This is a genomic window from Adlercreutzia sp. ZJ154, from assembly GCF_011039055.1.
GTDB lineage: Bacteria > Actinomycetota > Coriobacteriia > Coriobacteriales > Eggerthellaceae > Adlercreutzia_A.
The window spans coordinates 36487-56926 of sequence record NZ_JAAKEF010000004.1 but is presented as its reverse complement, the minus strand read 5'-3'; the positions used below and the strand labels follow the sequence as shown (position 1 = coordinate 56926).

19 protein-coding genes are annotated in these 20440 nt (G+C 44.9%); 13 read left to right on the top strand and 6 right to left on the bottom strand.

Annotation, left to right across the window (positions count from 1 at the left end):
* Positions 1-23: 23 nt before the first annotated feature.
* Entirely contained in the window at positions 24-899 is an 876-nt protein-coding gene (locus tag G7Y37_RS02970) for a hypothetical protein (protein WP_165061587.1), read from the bottom strand.
* 112 nt (positions 900-1011) lie between these two features.
* Positions 1012-1488 (bottom strand): Panacea domain-containing protein, encoded by a 477-nt coding sequence (locus G7Y37_RS02965; RefSeq protein WP_165061584.1) that lies wholly within the window; start codon positions 1486-1488, stop codon positions 1012-1014.
* Between the two features lie 486 nt (positions 1489-1974).
* Between G7Y37_RS02965 and G7Y37_RS02960 the strand changes: the two genes are divergently transcribed.
* The 3 genes from G7Y37_RS02960 to G7Y37_RS02950 are packed head-to-tail and all read left to right on the top strand — an operon-like array spanning position 1975 to position 5562.
* On the top strand, positions 1975-4089 hold the full coding sequence (locus tag G7Y37_RS02960; protein WP_165061581.1) for a DUF4012 domain-containing protein: 2115 nt from the start codon (positions 1975-1977) through the stop codon (positions 4087-4089).
* A gap of 7 nt (positions 4090-4096) precedes the next feature.
* Positions 4097-4978, top strand: coding sequence for a decaprenyl-phosphate phosphoribosyltransferase (locus tag G7Y37_RS02955; protein WP_165061578.1), 882 nt, complete (start codon positions 4097-4099; stop codon positions 4976-4978).
* A gap of 17 nt (positions 4979-4995) precedes the next feature.
* On the top strand, positions 4996-5562 hold the full coding sequence (locus tag G7Y37_RS02950; RefSeq protein WP_165061575.1) for a haloacid dehalogenase-like hydrolase: 567 nt from the start codon (positions 4996-4998) through the stop codon (positions 5560-5562).
* Here G7Y37_RS02950 and G7Y37_RS02945 read toward each other — a convergent pair.
* On the bottom strand, positions 5541-6680 hold the full coding sequence (locus G7Y37_RS02945) for a glycosyltransferase family 4 protein (RefSeq protein WP_165061572.1): 1140 nt from the start codon (positions 6678-6680) through the stop codon (positions 5541-5543). The two genes, G7Y37_RS02950 and G7Y37_RS02945, sit on opposite strands and share 22 nt — an antisense overlap.
* A 77-nt stretch (positions 6681-6757) precedes the next feature.
* Complete coding sequence (locus G7Y37_RS02940) at positions 6758-7765, bottom strand: glycosyltransferase (protein WP_165061569.1); 1008 nt, start codon at positions 7763-7765, stop codon at positions 6758-6760.
* Between the two features lie 208 nt (positions 7766-7973).
* Here G7Y37_RS02940 and G7Y37_RS02935 point away from each other — a divergent pair, with 208 nt between their 5' ends.
* Positions 7974-9323, top strand: coding sequence for an LCP family protein (locus tag G7Y37_RS02935; RefSeq protein WP_165061566.1), 1350 nt, complete (start codon positions 7974-7976; stop codon positions 9321-9323).
* Positions 9324-9331: 8 nt separating this feature from the next.
* Here G7Y37_RS02935 and G7Y37_RS02930 read toward each other — a convergent pair whose 3' ends face one another.
* A complete protein-coding gene (locus G7Y37_RS02930; RefSeq protein ID WP_206214073.1) occupies positions 9332-9691 on the bottom strand; it encodes an Hpt domain-containing protein in 360 nt (119 codons plus the stop codon).
* Between the two features lie 279 nt (positions 9692-9970).
* Here G7Y37_RS02930 and thyX point away from each other — a divergent pair, with 279 nt between their 5' ends.
* Positions 9971-10651 (top strand): FAD-dependent thymidylate synthase, encoded by a 681-nt coding sequence (gene thyX, locus G7Y37_RS02925; protein WP_165061560.1) that lies wholly within the window; start codon positions 9971-9973, stop codon positions 10649-10651.
* Between the two features lie 46 nt (positions 10652-10697).
* A complete protein-coding gene (locus G7Y37_RS02920) occupies positions 10698-11921 on the top strand; it encodes a DUF1385 domain-containing protein (protein ID WP_241155980.1) in 1224 nt (407 codons plus the stop codon).
* Position 11922: 1 nt separating this feature from the next.
* Here the strand turns inward: G7Y37_RS02920 and G7Y37_RS02915 are convergent, their stop codons facing one another.
* Positions 11923-12378: a hypothetical protein gene (locus tag G7Y37_RS02915; protein WP_165061557.1), complete on the bottom strand. Its 456-nt coding sequence runs from the start codon at positions 12376-12378 to the stop codon at positions 11923-11925.
* A 128-nt stretch (positions 12379-12506) separates the two neighbouring features.
* On the opposite strand from G7Y37_RS02915, the gene G7Y37_RS02910 reads away from it, so the two are divergent.
* The 7 genes from G7Y37_RS02910 (at position 12507) to rpmE (ending at position 20349) form a co-directional block, all read left to right on the top strand.
* Positions 12507-14987: a DNA topoisomerase I gene (locus tag G7Y37_RS02910; protein WP_165061554.1), complete on the top strand. Its 2481-nt coding sequence runs from the start codon at positions 12507-12509 to the stop codon at positions 14985-14987.
* A gap of 281 nt (positions 14988-15268) precedes the next feature.
* Positions 15269-15889, top strand: coding sequence for a hypothetical protein (locus tag G7Y37_RS02905; protein WP_165061550.1), 621 nt, complete (start codon positions 15269-15271; stop codon positions 15887-15889).
* A 206-nt stretch (positions 15890-16095) separates the two neighbouring features.
* Positions 16096-16941, top strand: coding sequence for a class B sortase (locus tag G7Y37_RS02900; protein WP_165061547.1), 846 nt, complete (start codon positions 16096-16098; stop codon positions 16939-16941).
* Entirely contained in the window at positions 16934-18577 is a 1644-nt protein-coding gene (locus tag G7Y37_RS02895; RefSeq protein ID WP_165061544.1) for an LCP family protein, read from the top strand. Before G7Y37_RS02900 ends, G7Y37_RS02895 begins: the two co-directional genes overlap by 8 nt.
* A gap of 183 nt (positions 18578-18760) precedes the next feature.
* The gene (locus G7Y37_RS02890; protein ID WP_165061541.1) at positions 18761-19231 is read left to right on the top strand and encodes an ATP synthase F0 subunit B; all 471 of its coding nucleotides are present in this window, start codon (positions 18761-18763) and stop codon (positions 19229-19231) included.
* Positions 19232-19233: 2 nt separating this feature from the next.
* Positions 19234-19767, top strand: a complete 534-nt coding sequence (locus G7Y37_RS02885) for a DUF177 domain-containing protein (RefSeq protein WP_165061538.1) — start codon at positions 19234-19236, stop codon at positions 19765-19767.
* Positions 19768-19878: 111 nt separating this feature from the next.
* Positions 19879-20349, top strand: a complete 471-nt coding sequence (gene rpmE / locus G7Y37_RS02880; protein WP_165061535.1) for a 50S ribosomal protein L31 — start codon at positions 19879-19881, stop codon at positions 20347-20349.
* Positions 20350-20440 lie beyond the last annotated feature (91 nt).

Genomic DNA, 20440 nt, shown 5'->3' with positions numbered 1-20440 from the left:
TGTGCGCTGCGCGCCGGGACATTTTACATCTTCGGCATTGTTTCAATACAGCTATCCAACCATCTAACAAATACAGAAATATCGGAATAGTAGTTAGGATAAGCTCGTCGCAAGTCTTCTAATGAACCAGCTCGGGCTAATAAATAAACTAGACCATCTTGTGCGCTGCTTTCTAGTTCGGTATATCTGGCAGCAGCATCATCTTCTTGATCACTTGGAAAAATCTCTAGGTTGATTTGCTGTACACCAACATCAACTGTAATTAGACAGCTATCTGATCTATTAATATCGCTCTTACTGTTATATACAACGTACATGGAATTCATAACTTCGCGTAATGAAGCAAGTATATTAAGCTTTTTATCTAGTTGTCTCAATTCATCTATAGATTCGTTTCTGTTGATAACAGCATCGTTCATAATTGCAGAAACAAGTTGGAAATAGCGTTTTTGCTCATTAGATCCGCTGCCGAATTTAAGATTAGCGTTGGATATCATGTCGTATATTTCGACGGCGGTTGCCCAATCGTGCTGCAGGAATGAACGAACCTGAACTTCTACATTAAGGTTTTCATAGCCGAAAGATTTGGCATCATGGCGACAGATCAGATGGATGCCGCGATAACCAGATGATTTTGGGTTAAGCATATAATCTTTGATGTCATAGTATTGTCCTGTTGCTTGGATTGCTTCAGAAATCTTGCGAACATCTTCCTCGTTTTTGACAATAAGTCTGCAGCCAGCTATATCTCGAAGTGTGCTTAAAGTGAAGTTGTATCTAGGTCGGCGCAGTTTATTGATAATTGTGTCAATACGCTTCATCCGACTAACCAATATAGTTGACTCATTTTGTCCGCAGACTTCTTCTAACATCGAAAGAGTTTTATGTAATGGTTCCATATGGGCAGCTCTCCAATGCCCGACCATTTGTAAAGCAGCATTCTTTTTGCGCTCAGAAAGAGAGCCGGCAGCTAGTGCCTCGCCAGCTCTTCTAATTTCTCTCTTGCTGTATCTACTCTTCATTTGGCTGGCATGCAATGGGATTTAGGCATATGGGCGATGTGTAGAAATCGAGCATTGCTTCTATTGTGATTTCATTATGGCATCGTTCATCAGGTTTATAACCTTTTCGCGCATTAGCCCAAGGCGCTTCTGAATGCGTCATCTCTCGAAGCTGTTCGCCAGAGTATCCTCCGAAGAGGTCAACTACTTTATCTGCCGCCAAACGTTGGGTGTTTGTCAGCGCGGATGTATGGTTCGACAGTATCAATTCTTCATGGCTAATCATATATTTGCCGGAGTGAACTCGAAATAAATCGGGGACAACGGGACCATTAGCCCATGCCTCTATACGGTTCTCAAATAGAGGAACTCCATTCATAATTAAGTATCGAACTTGCGTATAGTAAATTAATTTTTGGAGTTTCATGGTAGTGACATTACCGATTCGCTCTAAAATGTATGCAGCAACATCGATTACATTTGCCATGTTCACTCCTTTCTCTGTGTGAAAAAATATCTTACCTTTGTCAAATACTCCTACGCAATAGCCATTCAAAAAGAACTTGACAAACGCTATTAATGGTGCTTGATGTTTGATAATTGCAAGCTATGAGCTTGCTTGTCCACTTCATCTTGAATTTGGTTGCGGCAAAGAGGAATAGAAATGAAAAAAGACCTTGGAAGCGCAGGAGAGTTGTTTTCGCAATCGGTGTTTATTACGGGCAACTACAATGTAAAAGTTTCGGCTTTCTAATAGCTTCAAAACTATGTATGTCTTTCTCCTTTCGGTAAAGATAAAGACAATGGGTTAAAATAGGCATTACTCTGTCCGTTGGATTTTGGTAAATGGAAGTGCAAGATTTGAAGTGCTGGTCTTTCGCGCCTAAACTTGAAAGTTCAAGTCTCGCACATCCGCCACTGAATTGACTGTCAAGAGGTTTGCGCTTCTGGCATTTTGATAGTAGGAGTATTTATGTCAAATAACCCGCGTGCAAATCGCGATAATGCGAGACGTACAGCTACAGGTCGTCCTTATAGAGATTCATCTTCTACATCGCGTCCAAAGGTAAATTCCCGACCAGCCAGTTCAAGATCAACTAGTTCTAATGGGGCTGCGAATAGGTCTGCGAATAGGTCTGCGAATAGGACCACGAATAGGGCTGCTCAAAGTTCATCTGCACGCTATGGTCGCGTTGATGCAGCTAGCAGACAATCGCCCATTCGCACAAATCCGCGCTATGCCAACACTCGCGCAAATACTTACAATTCAAGTCGCATTCCGGAAATGCCTCCAAAAAAGCGCATGGGTAAAGGCAAGAAAATAGCCATTGTGGTGGTTGCCGTTGTACTTGTACTAGGGCTTTGCTGCGGTGGAGTTGCTTTTGCTGCGGCAGGTCAAGCAACCGAGCTGAAACAAAAAGCATCGCAGGCAATGACGGATATAAATTCTGTTATGGACAGCGTGAAAGCTCAGGAATATACGGCGGCTGTAAATTCTGCGATAGATGCTAAAAACACAGCTGACGATATTCAAGAGCAACTAAGCAATCCTATATGGAGTGCCGTTTCCATTCTTCCTGTGGTTGGCGAAGACATTCGTAATGTGCGCGTGGCTGTTAGTGCGTTGCAAATAGCCACAAACGATGCGCTTATTCCACTAACTTCTGCTTTGCAGGCAACACCGCTAAGCGCACTAATAGGCGCAGATGGCGCAATAAATATAGATGCTATGAATACACTTCTCGATTCTGTGGAAGCAGCTGCGCCTTCAATGCAGAAATGTACAGATATGATAGAAGGGCTTCCCGATTTCCATTTGTCGCAAATACAGAATAGTTTTGGAGGGGCGAAAGAAAAAATTGCTCCGCTGAACGACAAGTTCCAGCAACTTAGTTCGCTGGCTCCAATTATAGGCATGCTGCTAGGTTCAGAAGGCGACCGTTCGTATATGATAGCCGCTCAGAATTCTGCAGAATTGCGTGCGGCTGGTGGTTTCCCCGGCTCTATTGGCTTTATGTCAATTAAAAACGGTCTTATTTCTATGGAAGATTTCACGAATGTATACGACGCGCTTCCAGAATCTGCTATGCCCGCAAATGCAAATATTACCGATGTAGAGCGCCGCTTGTTTGACGACGAGAAAAATCACCTTAAGCGCACGAACGACTTAGGAGCTATTCCCGACTTCGAGCGTGTGGCATCTATTTGGGCGCAAGTATATGCCGATCGCGGCGATCCGGTCGATGGCGTAATTTCGATAACTCCTAGCGTTGTTCAAGATGTGCTGGCAATATCGGGTGCTATTACGCTGTCTGACGGCACCATGCTAGATGGCACAAATGCAACGAAGGTGCTAGAACACGACCTTTATTGGAAATATCTGGGAACCGATGAAGAAGCGGCTAAAAATGCTGAATTGATTGACTTGCTCTTTGCGGAAGCCGCCGCAAAAGCCATGTCTAATCTTTTTGCAAACTTAGGATCGGGTGGTTTGACCGAACTTGCAAAAGTAATTTTTGCCGATATGGAAACGCGCGAATTTATGGTTTGGTTAACCGACGAGGCTGAACAGGCACAACTTAGCGTGCTTAATTGTTCTGGCAGTATTGGTGGCAGTGTTCAAGCGCCAGAATTGGGGATATACACATCAATAATGACACCGTCTAAACTTGGATGGTATTTAGATATCGACACCGAACTTGCGTCTCCCGTAACAAATGCGGATGGTACCGTAACTTATTCAGCTACCACCACGGTAACAAATAGCCTAACTGAGCAAGAGTGCAAGAAAGGCAGCAACTACATCATAGGTCGCGATACCTATTATCCGTGGGCGGAAGGCGATATACATCCTTGGGTTTACTTTGTGGCTCCCAGTGGTGGTTCTATAACCGATTTGCAAGACGATGCCGGAGCAACCATCATTTCCGACACGTACAACGACGTGCAAGTAATAAGAGCTATATCTAAGCTAAATGTGGGCAAAAGCGCTACGTATACTTACAAAGTTACTATAGCGCCCGGTGCCGAAAGCGAGCTTTCTGTTACCGGCACGCCGCTTCTTACTGAATATAGATTAGCAGGGTAGATTTTTCGTGTGCGAATGGCTAAAACTACTTAGGGTAAAGCACTGGCTAAAGAATCTGCTGGTGCTTTTTCCTTTGTTGTTTTCGGGTCGTGCGGTACAACCAGACGCTTTAATACAGGGAATAGTTGCATTTCTTGCGTTTTGCTTTATGGCATCTGCAATATATGTTGTAAATGATATTCGCGATGCGGAAAACGATCGCGCACACCCTACAAAATGCTTACGCCCTATTGCAAGCGGGGCTATTAGTACAGCACCAGCAATAGTTGTGGCGTGCGTTTTTGCGGTGTTGGCTGTGGTGCTTTGCATTCCTTGTGCCCAGCAAACGCCACTTGCAATTTTGTTTTTGATAGCATACGCAGTTTTGAATATAGCCTATAGCTTTGGGTGTAAAAATGTACCTATATTAGATATAGCTATGCTTTCAGTGGGCTTTCTGCTGCGTATTTTGTTCGGCAGCGCTTTTTGCGGCATCGAAGTATCGTCTTGGTTATTCCTTACAGTGTTGTCGCTTTCGGTATTTTTATCTTTAGGTAAACGCCGCGGCGAAATAGAGCGTTTTGGAACATCTGCGCGCGCCTCGCTTATGCGCTACGACAAATCGTTCCTAGATAAGAACATGTATGTTTATCTAGGGCTTGGTCTTGTGTTTTATTCATTGTGGACTTTTCAAGGAATGGATGTTGCTTATCTCGGATACAGTATTGGTCAATTGGCGCTTGTGGCTGGAATCCCGTTAGCAATGTTTGCATGCATGCGTTATAGCTTTTGCATAGAGCGCACCGCATCCGATGGCGACCCAATCGGTGTGGTTTTGGGAGACAAGCCACTTCTTGTGCTAATGATTTTATGGGTTGTTGTTATGATTATTGGCGTGTATATGCCATAGACGCGCAGGAGCGCAGAATGCAAGTATTCGACTTTGACGGAACTATATATGATGGCGATTCAACGGTAGATTTCTATAAGTTTGCGCTGCGGAAATGTCCAGCATGCGCCTTTGCGCTGCCCACTCAGGCAGCGGCGGCTACTTTATATATAACAAAGCGCATATCGCTAGACCAATTTAAAGGGCGTTTCTACACATTTCTTCAACGGATAGATAATACAGATGCGCTTGTTGCGCAATTTTGGGATTCTCATTGGCACAAAATAAAAAAGGAAGTAGCCAGCCTTATAAAGCCGGGAGATATGGTTGCTTCGGCTTCACCAGAATTTTTGCTGCGCCCTGCCTGCAAGCGTTTAGGTGTGGGTCTTATAGCATCAAAAGTAGATTCAAATACGGGCAAATTATTAGGTCCGAATTGTCGCGACAAGCAAAAAGCACAGCGTCTTCGTGAAGCTGGGCTTGAAGGCAAAATAGAAGTTTTCTACACCGATTCTTCTGCAGATGAAGCATGTATTGCAATGTCTGATAGGGGAGTTCTTGTGTGCGGGCGCAAACTTAGCGACTATTCGCTTTCGTCTTCTTGAGAGCCGTCTTCTATAGGCTTCATGGTGCGAGGATTGTAGTGGTGCAACAGCACAGGGTCTAGTAAATGTAGCTTCATTATGAAGAAAATTGTAACTGCTGCAGCTAATACTATAACAGCTGCTCTGAAAAGTCCGTCTGTTTCTGCAATCATAATGCTGCATATAGCCAAAAGCGCTGTCCATCCCCACATTATTAATACTGTTTTCCGCTGACTAAAACCGGCGCTTAGCAGTCTGTGGTGAATATGCCCGCGGTCGGGTGCGTCTATCGGTTGATGCGCTCGTACTCGGCGAATTATTGCCATCGCCGTGTCTATAACAGGAACGCCCGCCGCCATTATGGGCACCATAAGCGATATGAACAGCGTTGAACGTGCAACAGCTAAAAGCGACACAATACCAAGAGTTAGCCCTAAAAGCAGGCTTCCAGAATCGCCCATGAAAATTGAAGCTGGGTTAAAGTTGTAGCGCAGAAACCCTATGCATACTCCAATTATTATGATTGCCAGTATCGCGGCATCTAGGCGGTGGGCCAGTACAGCAAACGTAAATATTGTGGCTGCCGATATGGCACTAATTCCTGAAGCCAGTCCGTCTAGACCGTCAATAAGATTAATAATATTGGCGAACGCCACTAAATAAAAGACGGTTATAGGGTAAGAAAACAATCCAAAATTTATGAATGCGCCTTCAATAAAAGGATTTTGTATATTCGACAGCAAAAGCCCCGACGCACTTACTAAGCATGCCGAAATAATTTGCCCAACTAGTTTCACCTTAGCCGATAGGTTTTTTATATCATCCACCAGACCAACTGTGAACATAAATATTACGCCGGCGCATAGCAGCCAGTAGTTAATATCGAATCCAAGATAGGAATAAAATGGGTCTATCCAGCCGAAAAACTCTGTACCTATTTTCAGCACCGCTATACTAACTATCATACCGATGAATATAGCTACGCCGCCCATGCGGGGAATGGGTTTAGTATTGATTCGTCGTTGGTCTGGATAATCTATCGCATTTGTTATGAAAGCGATGCGCTTAGCTAAAGGCGTGCATGCTATTGTGGCCGCGATAGCGACGGCAAGTAAAATGCCGCATTCCAGCCAATTCATCAGCTATGCCGTATTCCCTTCCTCAGCGCTTTTCGCACATGATTAAGACAGTAATGTTTAAGATTATACCCTTAGAGTTAGGCTTCTGTATGCGGGAGTGAACACACTTTGCTATATGGATGCCATTGCGCATCATGTTTTATCGCGCGCGAATCGCGCATGCCTCGGCGAAGTTCACGCAGACTGCTTCGTTTGTCAGCAGTACTGCCGCTGACAAACAAGCGAACTAGCTCTTTTGCGAGTGTATAAGCTGTACCTAGCTTAAAAAATAGCGGGTTGTATTGTCTGTACAATTTCAAGTAATTAGCCATATATCCGCGGTTTCTCATAATGTAATAACGCGACATATCAGATGCAGGGGTTAGCTTACGTGCGCTGCCTACGCGCATAGTTTGCATTGTGCGGGTACGAATAAGGGTGTAATCGTTTATGAAAAGCATTTTTGTATACTGCGAAAGCACGTATCCATAAATAGTGTCGTCGGCATATATAAAGAAGCGCGCATCGGGCAGACCAGCCTCTTCTACTGCGCGCCTGTGCACTAATCCACCTTCAAAACATAAGCAATTTATGGGTGTGCTTGGCTGGGATTGTACGTGCTTAGCGCTGGCTAGTGGGTTTTGCATCCCAAATTTAGTAGAGAATTTGTATTGCCAGTAGAAAAACGAACTGTCGTAGTTGCGCCTAGCAGGTTGAAAAGCGCCTACGGTTTGGCTAATTGGAATGCCGTTTGCTAAATCGGTATCGGTTTTTAAGGTCCACTTCGCCAACTCTTCAATGGCGTTTGGTAAAACGGCTACATCGTCGTCCATAAGCCAAAACCACTTGTGCCCCATTTGATAAGCCTCGGCTACTCCGCGCGAAAAACCACCTGCTCCACCGGTGTTGTTTTCCATAGCTACATAGCGCTCTACGCTAAACTGTGCGGCTATTGCCTCTGTTTCACTTGATTTTTCGTTATCTACCACCACTATGGCAGCAGGTCCTACTTCCAATTCGCGAATGCTTTGAAGAAGACCGCGCAAGAGTTCTTGCCGTTTATAGGTGGTTATGACTATTGCTATATCGGGGATGTATGCCTGCAAGGGTAATTCCTAGTCGGTTTGTTTTTTGTAATTGTAAACAATCATAATTGTAATGTCTGTTGCTTATGGCTGCATCTAAATCTGAAAAGTAATTCGGGGGCGTGGACGTTTTCGTAGTTTTTGCAAATAACCAGCTAATTACCTGCCATGGTCTATAATGGCATCTTAAAAATTCGCATCTTAAAATTAAAACAGGAGCAAATTGCTAATGTCTATTTATGGTTCGAATAACAATAACAGATCTAATCAACAGTATCAGATAAGGCAGGCAGCAGGGTCTGCTGGTCAATATGCCCGTGATGCGCAAGCGTATCATCAGGCATCGCGTATGGCGCATAGGGGCAAGCGTATTGCTATTGCTGTTGTGGCAGCTTTTCTTGTGGTTTTGTTGGGTGGAGGTACAGCTTTTGCGCTTTACATGAATCACATTAACAACCAGCTTACCCGCGGTGATAAAACAGATGAAGAACTGCTCAACATTGATGATGCGCTGGGATATGGCACATCGCTGGATAAGCCATTTAATATGTTGCTAATCGGTTCTGATAGTCGCGAAGGGAATTCCAGTATGGGCTCGCGTAGCGATACTAATATCGTTGTGCGTGTCGATCCGGAAAATAAGCAACTTACAATGGTTTCTATTCCGCGCGATACGAAAATTGAACTTAAAGGTCATGGCACTCAAAAATTTAACGCTGCTTATGCCTTTGGTGGTGCGGCTGCTTGTATAGATGCCGCAGAAAAGCTGCTTGATATAGAAATATCTCATTATGCTGAAGTGAACTTCAAGAATATGGCTGGGCTGGTGGATGCGGTTGGTGGTATTACCGTAGAAAATGAATCGCGCATTGATAACCATAAATGCGACGATGGCGATGGCAAGCACTACATCATAGAAAAAGGCACGCAGCACCTAAACGGGGGCGAAGCTCTTACATTTGCCCGTAACCGCGATTATCCCGATGGCGATTTCACACGTCAAAAGCATCAGCGTGCAGTAATTCAGGCTGTTATTGATGAAGTGCTAAAGACTTCAATTACTGGTATTCCCGGCGTTATAGATGCGGCATCAAAATGCGTTACAACCGATTTGGATGTTTTAGATGTTATTGGGCTTGCACAGATGTTTGCCGAATCCGGAGACATTACTATTTATTCAGCTATGCTTCCGTCCTACACGCAGACCATCAATGGCATTTCTTTTGTTATAAACGATGCTGAAAAGACGAAAGAAATGATGAAAATTGTCAACGAAGGCGGCGATCCGAGCGAAGTAGTATCCACTATGACCGCCTCTGACACAACTTCTTCCGATTTAGACACTTCGAAAGTGCTTTTGTTTGAAGACGATGATGAAGTAGCTTCAGGCAAGATGAAAAAGAACACAAAGAACAACGCATCTAATAGCACTTCTAAGAGCTCTAACAGTGGTTCAGCAAGCACCTTGGCAGGTTCTGGTACCGCTTCAGAAACCAGTTCCGGTAGTGGCGGCAACAATACCACCACTACCGATACTTCCACCGGTTCAGGTTCTAATGCGTCAGAATCGGCAGAATAGTTAATAGGCTACAATTCGTCGTCTGCCCATTTGGTTAGTCCGGCTATAACTTTGTCGTGCGCTGCCTTTACATCGCTTAGCATTTCCTCGGCAGCCTGATATTCGCCTTCGCGAAGTGCCTCAGATTCAGATGCTGAAATTTCGTACAACTCGTTAAACGAAAGATTGCCAGACGCGCCCTTTAAGGTATGTGCTGCTGTATATGCTGCATCGAAGTCTTGAATTTCCATGGCGGCTTGCAAATCGGCCATACATTCGTTGTCCAAATACTTCATCGCTAGTTTCTTATATAAATCAGCGTTGTTGCCCATGCGATCCATTGCATCGTTGTAGTCAATGCCGTATGCAAGAAGTTTATTGTTAAGCATTTCGCTCATTCCTCCTCTAATTAAAAGTCTATATGTAAAAGTCTAATCATATTGCGCAGTTAAACCCCGACATTGTTAAACGTGTTACCATTTTGAATTATTACTAAGCATTCGTTTTTGTGCGCAGCGCGTACTAAGCATTCGTTTTTGTGCGCAGCGCGAAAACTTTGCCGTAAAACCGCGCCTTTCGGCAATGCCTAAATGCGTAAGTACGTATTCGTCCATATACTGAAAGCAAACCAAACAGGCGCATCTTCGCCAATAATTAGGAGCAATCTTATGCAAGTAGAACTTCTGTATCATACCCCCGATCCGCAACGTGCTATAGCTACAGCCGCTAGACTATGCTATGCGCCAGTAGGTGCTGCTGAATTGATGGAAACTATGCCGGAAGATCGGGTCAAATCGGTACTTACAACCATAATGGAAAGCGGGCATTTCTCAACGCTTGAACACGCTAGTTTTACGTTTGCGATAGATGGCGTGTCGCGCGCTTTAACCCATCAACTGGTAAGGCATCGCTTGGCTAGTTTTAACCAGCAATCGCAGCGCTATGTGAAATTCAAAGATGGTTTGTCGCGCATAAAGCCACAAAGTGTTGCCGATGTGCCAGAGGCAGATGAGCTGTTTGAAAATGTTATGGAAGTGGTAGTAGATGCGTATTCTCGCATGTTAGAGCTTGGCATTCCCGCCGAAGATGCGCGGTTCATATTGCCCAATGCGGTAGAGACAAAAATTGTAGTTACTATGAATGCGCGCGAACTTCTGCATTTTTTTGAGCTGCGTTGCTGCAATCGTGCTCAGTGGGAAATAAGAGAGCTAGCGCATAAGATGTTGCAGTTGGTTAAACCTGTGGCACCGTTTATTTTTATGGATGCGGGCGCTCCGTGTGTTCGCAGCGGTTGTGTTGAAGGAAAGATGTCTTGTGGAGATCCGTATCCTCGCATAAAACGCGATTAAAATACCTAAAAACACATTCAGACAACGAAAAGTGGTTGATAGTAAAGTGACTGAGAATAAAAAGAAAAACAGCGATTTGAAGCGCGCATTTGCTGAAGACGGCGAACTGAAGACCCATGTGGGGGGTCAAGCTTTGCTTGAAGGCATAATGATGCGTGGTAAATACAATTGGGCAGTAGCCGTGCGAGAGCCAGACGGCAATATTTATCTTGAAGAGCACGACTTAGCTTCTGGAAAAGAAAAGCACAAATGGTTGCGCTGGCCGCTTGTACGTGGTTGTACGGCGCTAGTAGAGTCGTTGGGTTTAGGGTTTAAGGCGCTAGAAATTGCAGCTGAGCACGCATTTGGCGATGAAGATGCCGAAGAAGAAAAGCGTACGCAGGCAAATGAAATGGTTGATTCACTAGAGTCTCAGTTTGAACCGGAATCTACTGCGTTGGGTGCATCGGAAGTTGTTGCTGCTGAATTGGAGGCAAAAACTGCATCCAATAAAGATGCAGAATCAAGCGATGCACGCCCAGATTCACAAGATGGCATCGGCAAAGGCGCTATGACTTTCTCGATGATACTTGGTGTTGTGTTGGGCGTGGTGTTATTTATAGTAGCTCCGGCGGCTATAACAAATCTTATAGTGGGTGAATACGATAGCAACACCGTACTTTGGAACATAGTTGACGGTGTATTGCGCGTTGCTGTGTTTATTTTCTACATATGGCTGATTGGGCGCATGGAAGACATTAGACGCATGTTTATGTATCACGGAGCCGAGCATAAAACTATTCATTGCTACGAACATGGGCTTGCCCTAACGCCTGAAAACGCGCGGTCGTTTCCGCGGTTGCATGTACGTTGCGGTACGGCATTTCTGATAATGGTGCTAATAATTGCAATTATTGTGTACACCATAGTGCCCGTTAATGCTCTAATTAGTGCGTGGGGTATACCCGATGGGTTGCCGAAATTGGCGCTTGTTATAGCGGTTCGCATACTATTTTTGCCAGTAATAGCGGGCATATCTTACGAAATAACAGTGAAATGGGCCGGATCGCACCCAGATAATCCTTTGGTGAAGGTAATTCTGTGGCCCGGCATGCAGATGCAGTACTTAACAACTAACGAGCCAGACGATTCGCAGATAGAATGCGCTATTTTGGCTATGCAGCGGGTGTTAGAGCGCGAAACGGCAGAAGCGGAAGCAGAAGCGAAAGCGGAAGCAGAAGCAGCCGCCGCCTCGGGTACTAAAACTCCAGCAGCGGCGCAAGCATCGTAGCTTACAAATATCCTAAATAGCCAATGTAGTCTTGCGCGGAAGCGGGCACTTCAAGCGTTACTTCGCCAGCGCCTGTATCTACTGTGACAACTGACGGATCATCGTATGTAGTTACAGTAGCGGACACGCCATCATAGGTCATACTGGTAGTTCCTGTGGCTGTTGCGTCAGCTGGCAGGTTTGTTACTTGCCAGCTTTCAATATTCAAATTGTCTATCATGCTATTTACGCTAGACACCGGCAGTCCGGTTTTTTCAGCAATTTTGCTCGCATTGCTGCGCAGCGCTGAATCGACTTTGCTCTTTATGCCCGATGCATCTAGTGCTGTATTGGCAGCTTTATTTGCTACGCCAGATATAGGAGTTTCTATGCCGGCTTTCTCCAGCAAAATGCCGCCGCCTAAAACCAGCACTACCGCTATAACTAATACTGCCAATAATTTCAGAACTTTTTTCATGTGCGTTTGTCCTCATGTATTGTAAAGTGGTCATTCGCATGTAAACCAAGTTTAGCAACAACGACACAATCGACAAAATTGTGTATGCTTATCATCCGATAAGTTAGTGATTATACCTAAGGAAGCATATGAAGCTCATAATCACAGAAAAAAACGATGCAGCGCAACAGATTGCACGCCTGCTTTCAAATAAAGCACCGAAACAGGAAAAAGTGTACAACACCCCTGTATATCGTTTCGAATCGGGCGGAGAAGAATGCGTAACCATAGGTTTGCGCGGGCATATTCTAGAGCCCGACTTCACGCCACAGTTGGTATACAAAAAGAAAGGCGGATGGCAGGGCATTACTGCTGAAGGCGAAGCGGTGCCCGCCGAAATTCCCGACAGTCTTCCCAAGCCGCCATTTAAAAAGAAGAAACCGTTTTCTGTAGATGGCGTAGATCTGAAAGGCTGGAAGATGGAGGCGTTACCTTACTTGGCTTACGCGCCCATAGAAAAGCTGCCGAAAGAGAAAGACATAATCCGTTCGCTGAAGAATTTGGCGAAAAAGGCTGACGAGATAGTAATTGCTACCGACTTCGATCGCGAAGGTGAGCTTATTGGCTCTGACGCGCTTTATTGTTGTAGGGAAGTTAATAAGACATCTCCTGCGCTGCGCGCTAGGTATTCGTCGTTTACACGTCCTGAAATAGAAGGCGCTTTTTCAAATTTGGTAGACATAGATACCGCTCTTGCCGATGCTGGGGCAACGCGGCAAGATATCGATCTTATTTGGGGTGCTGCGCTTACTCGCTATTTAACTATAGTGAAATTTGCGGGTTACGGAAACGTGCGCTCGTCCGGGCGCGTGCAAACGCCTACACTGGCGCTTATTGTTACGCGCGAGAAAGAGCGCATGGTTTTTGTTCCGGAAGACTACTGGGTAATTAAGGGCTTTTTCGATGCTACGGCGCAAACAGGACCAACCGATGCGCAAGACGAATTTGAGGCACCGCATGCCACAGCCCGCTTCAAAAACGAAGAAGAAGCCAATGCGGTAATGGCTGCAGTAGATGGCGCTAAAAGTGCCATTGTTAGCAATGTCGAGAAGAAAAAACGCACGCAGGCTGCACCGGCACCGTTTAACACCACGTCGTTAATGGCTGCCGCTGCAAGCGAGGGAATATCGCCCGCGCGCACGATGCGCATGGCAGAAAGCCTATATATGGATGGCTATATTTCGTATCCTCGCGTCGATAATACGGTGTATCCATCCACATTAGACCTTGCGGAAGTAGTGCAGGCGCTGCAGAAGAACCCGGCATATGCGCCGTATTGTCAGAAGTTGCTGGCAAAGGGTAAGCTTGTTGCTACGCGCGGCAAGAAAGAAACTACAGACCATCCGCCAATTTATCCTACAAAAGGAGCCACGCCAGACGATTTGAAGCCAGCTGAATACAAGCTATACAATCTAATAGCTAGGCGCTTTTTGGCTACTTTGTCCGAGGGCGCTGTTGTTGAAGGCACCAAAGTAGTGTTAGATGTGCGCAACCAGCAATTTGTTGCCAAGGGAGATGTTTTGGTGAAAGCTGGTTTTCGCGAAATATATCCGTATGGCTTGAAGAAAGACGAGCAACTTCCCGCCATGGATGCGGGGCAAACTATTGCGTTTAATGGTGCCAGCATAAAGCAAGACCAGACAAAACCGCCAGCTAGGTATAGCCAAGGCAAGCTTATTCAGGAAATGGAAAAGCTGGGGTTGGGCACAAAATCTACTCGCCATTCAATAATAGAGCGTCTTTATAACGTGAAATATATAATGAACGACCCAATAGAGCCCTCGCAGCTAGGAATAGCGGTAATTGATGCGCTAGATCGCTTTGCGCCGCACATTACGCATCCTGAAATGACGGCTGAACTGGAAGCCGAGATGGACCACATTGCGGAAAGCAAACAGACAAAAGCTGAAGTTGTTATGGAATCTCGTAATTTGCTGGCGCACGAATTGGCGGGGTTGATGCCTCATTCCGACGAGGTTGCCGAAGCGCTAAAAGATGCGGTGGCAGCCGATGCATATGTTGGGAAATGCCCCAAATGCGGAAACGATTTGCAGATAAGGGCATCCAGCAAGACCAAGAGTATGTTTATTGGTTGTGCCGGTTGGCCCGATTGCGATGTAACGTATCCGTTGCCTAAGGGCAAAATAGAATCCGTAGAGGAAGTTTGCCCTACTTGCGGTATGCCTCAGGTGAAAGTAACAGCATTTCGATCGAAGCCGCGCATTGTGTGTATTAATCCACAGTGTGCAACAAACCAAGAGCCAGAGCTTGTGGTGGGCAAGTGTCCGGTATGCAAGGAAAAAGGCATAGATTCAAATATGATAGCGCGGCGTAATCCAAAAACGCTTAAGCGCTCTGTTACTTGCGAAAACTTTGATGAATGCAACACGCGCTATCCGCTTCCGCAATATGGCGATCTTATGGCTACAGAAGATGTATGTGAACATTGCGCAGCGCCAATGGTTGTGGTGAAAACTGCGCGCGGTCCATGGAAACTGTGTCCAAACTTCGATTGTCCGGCTAAAGATGAAGAAGCCGCCAAGAAGCCTATGCGCAAAACCAAGAAATAGAAACATACATAAATGCAGTCTTGTCTTTCTGTTTATTGAACGCCATATGCATGGCGAATGAAGCAGGAATTTCTGGGTGTATATTTTCGCGTTTGGCATAATATGTAAATATGTATTTACACTGGGATGTGTTGTTCAGGCTGCTAAATAGTGGCTCGGGAACCGCAAACCACAATATTTGGAAATCTCGGTTGACAAAAGTGCGCGCGGGGGTTTAGAGTCTTAGCTGCATGTGAATGTGCATCTTTCAAAAAATGTAAATCTAATGAAAGGTATGAGGGATGAAAAAGAAGATAACAGCTTCTGTTGTCGCCTTTGCTCTTGCTCTGGCTATGCCTACTGCGGCATTTGCTGCTCAGAGCATTAAAGCCCCTGTGGTAGATGGCAAGGCTACTGTTGAGTTTAAAGATGATACCAATGCTAAGGGTCTAGAAATAACAAATGTCAAGGGCGACATTACGGTTAAGACTTTTGATGATGAGTTCTATGGTGGCAGTTATGGCGCTGCCGCTTGGGATGTTGTAGATTCTGTTCTTGCCGCAGATCCTAATAACACCACTATCAAAGCTGCTGTTCAGGATTATAATGCCCAGTGTAGCAAGATTGAGCAAGACGGTGGTACCTGCATCACTGCTTTTGTAATCAACGGTGAAGTTGAGAAAGACAAGACTGCTACTGTTAGCGTTTACCTGAACGAATACTATGGTGGCAAGACCGTTACTTATGTAATCCTGCATGAGGATGGCAAAATCCAGAAGAAGACTGTTAAGGTCAATGCTGATGGCACCGTTAACATCAATGTGGATCAGTTCTCTGCATTCTCGTTCTTCCTGACCGAGGGTCTAGAGGGCTATGAGGCAGTGCCGCAGGATGGCGCTGTTTCTCCGAAGACAGGTTGCTAATTTAAGTTTTAATAAGTTAGAAAGATGCATGATTTCGCGATTTCATGTGGAGAAGGGGTTGAGTTGGTCAGCCCCTTTTTCATTATGAATTTTTTGCATCGTCTAAGCCACCAGATGTTATATGCGCAATTCATTCATTAATATGAACGCATGAATAGCACATATAACATCTTAGTAAGGCATGTTTAGAGCAGGAAGGCAAGGAAATGTCAGCTTTATCTAAGGCAAATATAAAATTAAAGGTATTAATAGGTGCAGTTATTGCTTTAGTGTGCGCCTTGTCTATTACCTTTTTATCGGGTTGTGCAGGGCAGGCTAGCGAATCTGATTCTACAAATATTGATGGCGGCGCGCAGGAATCGGAATTTGATGCGGGAATAGAAAACCCGGTAAATTGGAACGAATGGCTAAACCGCAACGACAATATATATGCATGGATAGTTGTTGACGATACAAACGTGAACCTGCCTATCCTGCAACATCCTTCTCAAGACAATTTCTATCTTAAAATGAATGTTGATGGTTCGTCCGACAGACTTGGCGCTCTTTATTCGCAGGGTAAATTTAACTCTAAAGACTTAACTCAAGACCCTGTAACAGTTGTGTATGGACACACGTTTACCGATAATGAAGAAATGTTTACCACTCTGCATAAATTTGAGGATGCAAAATTCTTTGAAGAGCATCCAACATTTTATGTATACACTCCAACGCAGCGCTATACCTACGAGGTAGTGTCGGCTTTTGAAAACGACAACAAGCATATCCTTATGAAATACGATATGTCTAACATTGCTCAGCGTACCGATTTCTTTAATAAGGTTCAAAACCCCGATTCTATGAATAAACAGGTGCGTACTTTAGAGACTCCGCTCGATCCAGAGAAGGATAAATTGCTAGTTCTTAGCACCTGCACACAACCTGCTAACGATAATGCACGTTATTTAGTAACTGCAGTTCTTCGCAATGTTGAAGACACTAATACTCAAGAGATTAATATAGAAGAGCCCGAGGTTATAGAGGAAGAAACTTTACGCGAAGCAAATGCCTAAAGCTAACGGAAATAATAAGAGTAATAAGTCGCTGACTAGCCGCCGCAAAGAAGAGGCTATAGCGAAAGCGTGGGAGCGTGCTAAGGCTGATTCTTTGAAGTTCGACAAAATGGGTATAGAGAGTACCTCTATACCCAAAGAGTCGCCAAAAAAGGCAGTTAATAAGCCAGCGACTGCTACTCATGCCAAAAAGCAGAAACCTGCAGCGCAAAAACCTGCAGAGCATAAGCAAAAGTCTAATTTTGAGCAGAAGCCAAAGAATACCAATAAAGCAGCTTCTGTTAAGAGTGATAAGGTTGTAAAAGCTTCTGCTAAAACTGCGGGCATAGAGGAATTTCATCCATATAAACCAAATCCAGCTCCAAAAAATAAAAAAGCTGCAGATAAAACTAAAGCAATAAAGCCTGTTCAGGATATCAAGCCTAACAAAAATCTCAAGGAGCCAAAATCCGATTCTACGGCTGTTTTGCCTGTAATGGCTACAAAGCCTAAGAGTGCCAATAAAACACCGAATTCTAAGGCTGTAAATTCTAAGGTTTCGCAAAACGCTAAAAAGCCCAAGAAAAAGCGCTCTAAGAAACGCATAGCAGCCGTAATAGCTGCATGCTTCTGTGGTATTTTGCTCTGCGGTGTAGGGGCTGTAGCTTTGGCACTTAATATGGGTAAATCTAACCTTGTTGAGCAGGGTAATATAGACGTTAATGAAAATGCCGTATCGTATGATAACGGTCAGACTGTTGAATATAACGGTGTAACGTACAAGCGTAAGAACGACATGACATCCATTTTGTTGCTCGGGCACGATGGGCGCGATGGTAAGAATCTAAATGGACAAACCGACCTTATTATGGTTCTTGCTATCGACACTAATTCTGGCAAGATGGATATAATTTCAGTTCCGCGTGACACTATGGTAGATATTCAACGCAATTACAACAAGAGCGACGAGTATGCCGATACTGTCCGAATGCAAATAGCTACCGCATTTGCCTATGGGTCAGACTTTGAACATTCAGCAGAGAATGTGTGTAATACAGTTTCTAGTCTTATTTATAACATTCCTATGTCTTATTACTATGTTTTAAACGTTAATGGTGTGGCTCCTCTTACAGATGCGGTAGGGGGCGTTGAAGTTCAAGCTTTAATGGACGTTCCGCCTGCTGGCATAAAAGAAGGGCAGACATACAATCTTACTGGTAAGAAAGCATACTATTACGTTCAGTATAGAAATACCGGCATTAGCAACTCTGCTGTAGGTAGGCTTGATAGGCAAAAGCAATTCTTAAACGCTTATGCCAAGAAAGCATTTGATCAGGCTAAGGGAAATGTTGGTGTTTTGGTTGATGTATTCAATACTGTGTCTGAGTATTCAACAACCAACATAGGTATACCTGAATTTACTTATTTGGCTTCTACATTCCTTAATCATGGTATAGACGATTTTGAAATAACCACATTAGAGGGTGAGCGTAGCTACAACAGCTCAACCGGATATGAAGAGGTGGAACTCAATCGCGACTCCGTATATCAAACGGTCTTAGATGTATATTACGAGCCGCTAGAGGAAGCTCAGAAATCCGAAGCAGAAGCTGAAGCCAACAAAAGCATCGACCACGTAAGCGACACTTCGTTTTAAATCTCTGTTTTTTGTACGCCGAACGCTTATGTTTTCTGAAAGGGTTTAGGGAAAATACTAGCATCGCTCTGGGCACTTTGCGTATATCTTGTACGCAATATTCATCCTTGTGTTAATATAGTACAGATTGTGCGCTTGTAGCCATTCATACAGTCTGAAACGTAGCCGACTAGGGAGATATATATGGACGAAACCGGAGTATTGGGTCTTCTCGAAGAACTTTCTATCCTTCTTGAAGATTCGAAGGCGGTCTTCGGGAAGAGCAATATGCGCCAAGTAGATATTACTGCGGCGTTTGAGATTATGGACGAAATTCGCGACTTATTCCCAAGCGAATTCGCTCAGGCACGTCAGATTGTGCGCGAAAGACAGGCACTTCTCGATGATGCGGAAGCTGAGGCTAACAGGCTTATAGAAGATGCACGCAGTCAGGCTATGACCATAGCTAGCGAACAAGAGATAGTACGTATTTCTCAGCAGCAAGCTGAAACCATCATGGCTGATGCCCGCGAACTAGAGCGCGAAACACGCGCCGGCGCTGAAGATTATGCAGACGAAGTGTTCAGCCACGTTGAGCAAAGTTTAGACAACGTACTTGGGCAAGTTCGCCGCGTGCGTGACAGATTGAATCAGAACAGCACAGTTCCTCGCTAATTTTGAATTCTATTCCCATTCATATTCCTAAGGATCTTTTTGAACCGGCGGCTATTCGGCACTACGAGGCTGAATTGTCGCCGTTTTGTCTATCTGTCGGTATAGATGAATATTCATTTGACAAACCTCTGCATTGGCAGGTTGATATAACAAACACAGGTGGCGCGCTGTTGGTGGCTGGTACGGTAGAGGGCACGGCACGTGGTATATGTGCGCGCTGTTTAGAAGATGCTGTGTTTGATGTTGTAGGTGAAATAGAAGGGTACTTCTTAATACCCGGCGTTGAGGCTGACCTAGACGATATTGATGAGGATGAGTTTGACACATTACCTGCAGACGATGTGCTTGATATGGTACCGCTAATAGAGGCGGCGCTTATTTTAGAAATGCCTCTTGTGCCGGTGTGTACTGAAGACTGCAAAGGGCTTTGTGCAAAATGCGGCAAGAATCTAAACGAGGGTGAATGCGATTGTGTCTTCGAAGACGCGCTGCCACTCAATCCGTTTGCCGCCTTAAAAGATTTCAAGTTTGAATAGTTTGCCATCAGATATGCTTTCTTGTATGTAAAAACTGCAATTTGTGTGTTAAACTTTCCAAGTTTGCTTATATGCTTTGGTCGGAAACCAAGGTGCCCATAAGGAGATGACATGAGAAAAGATATCCATCCTGAATACATGGATTGCACTGTTAAGTGCAGCTGCGGTAACACTTTCACCACGCGCAGCACCAAGCCCGAACTTCGTTTGGACATTTGTAATGTATGCCACCCGTTCTACACTGGCACTCAAAAACTGATTGACTCTGGTGGACGTGTTCAGCGCTTTGCTGATCGCTTTGGTAATGCTACCGATTTGGTGGCGTCCCGCGAAGCTGCTCGCAAGGCAGAGCGTGCCGCTAAGGCTGCCGAGAAAGAAGCTGCTCGCAAGGCAGAGCGCGAGGCTAAGGCTAAAGTTAAGGGTGAGCGTGCTGCGAAGTATGCTGCCGAGGCTGAGAAAGCCGAAAAAGCAGCCGCAAAAGCTGAAAACAATGAAGCGCAGGCTGCTGCAGAAGCTGCTCCTGCTGCTGACGAAACCGCCGCACCTGAGGCTAGTGCTGCAACAGAAGAAACTGCTGAATAGCTTTTTCGCGCAATTCGCATTCGAAACCCGGTATCAACTTAGATGCCGGGTTTTTATTTTCTGCAAAGGCGATAATTAACGCAGACGAAAC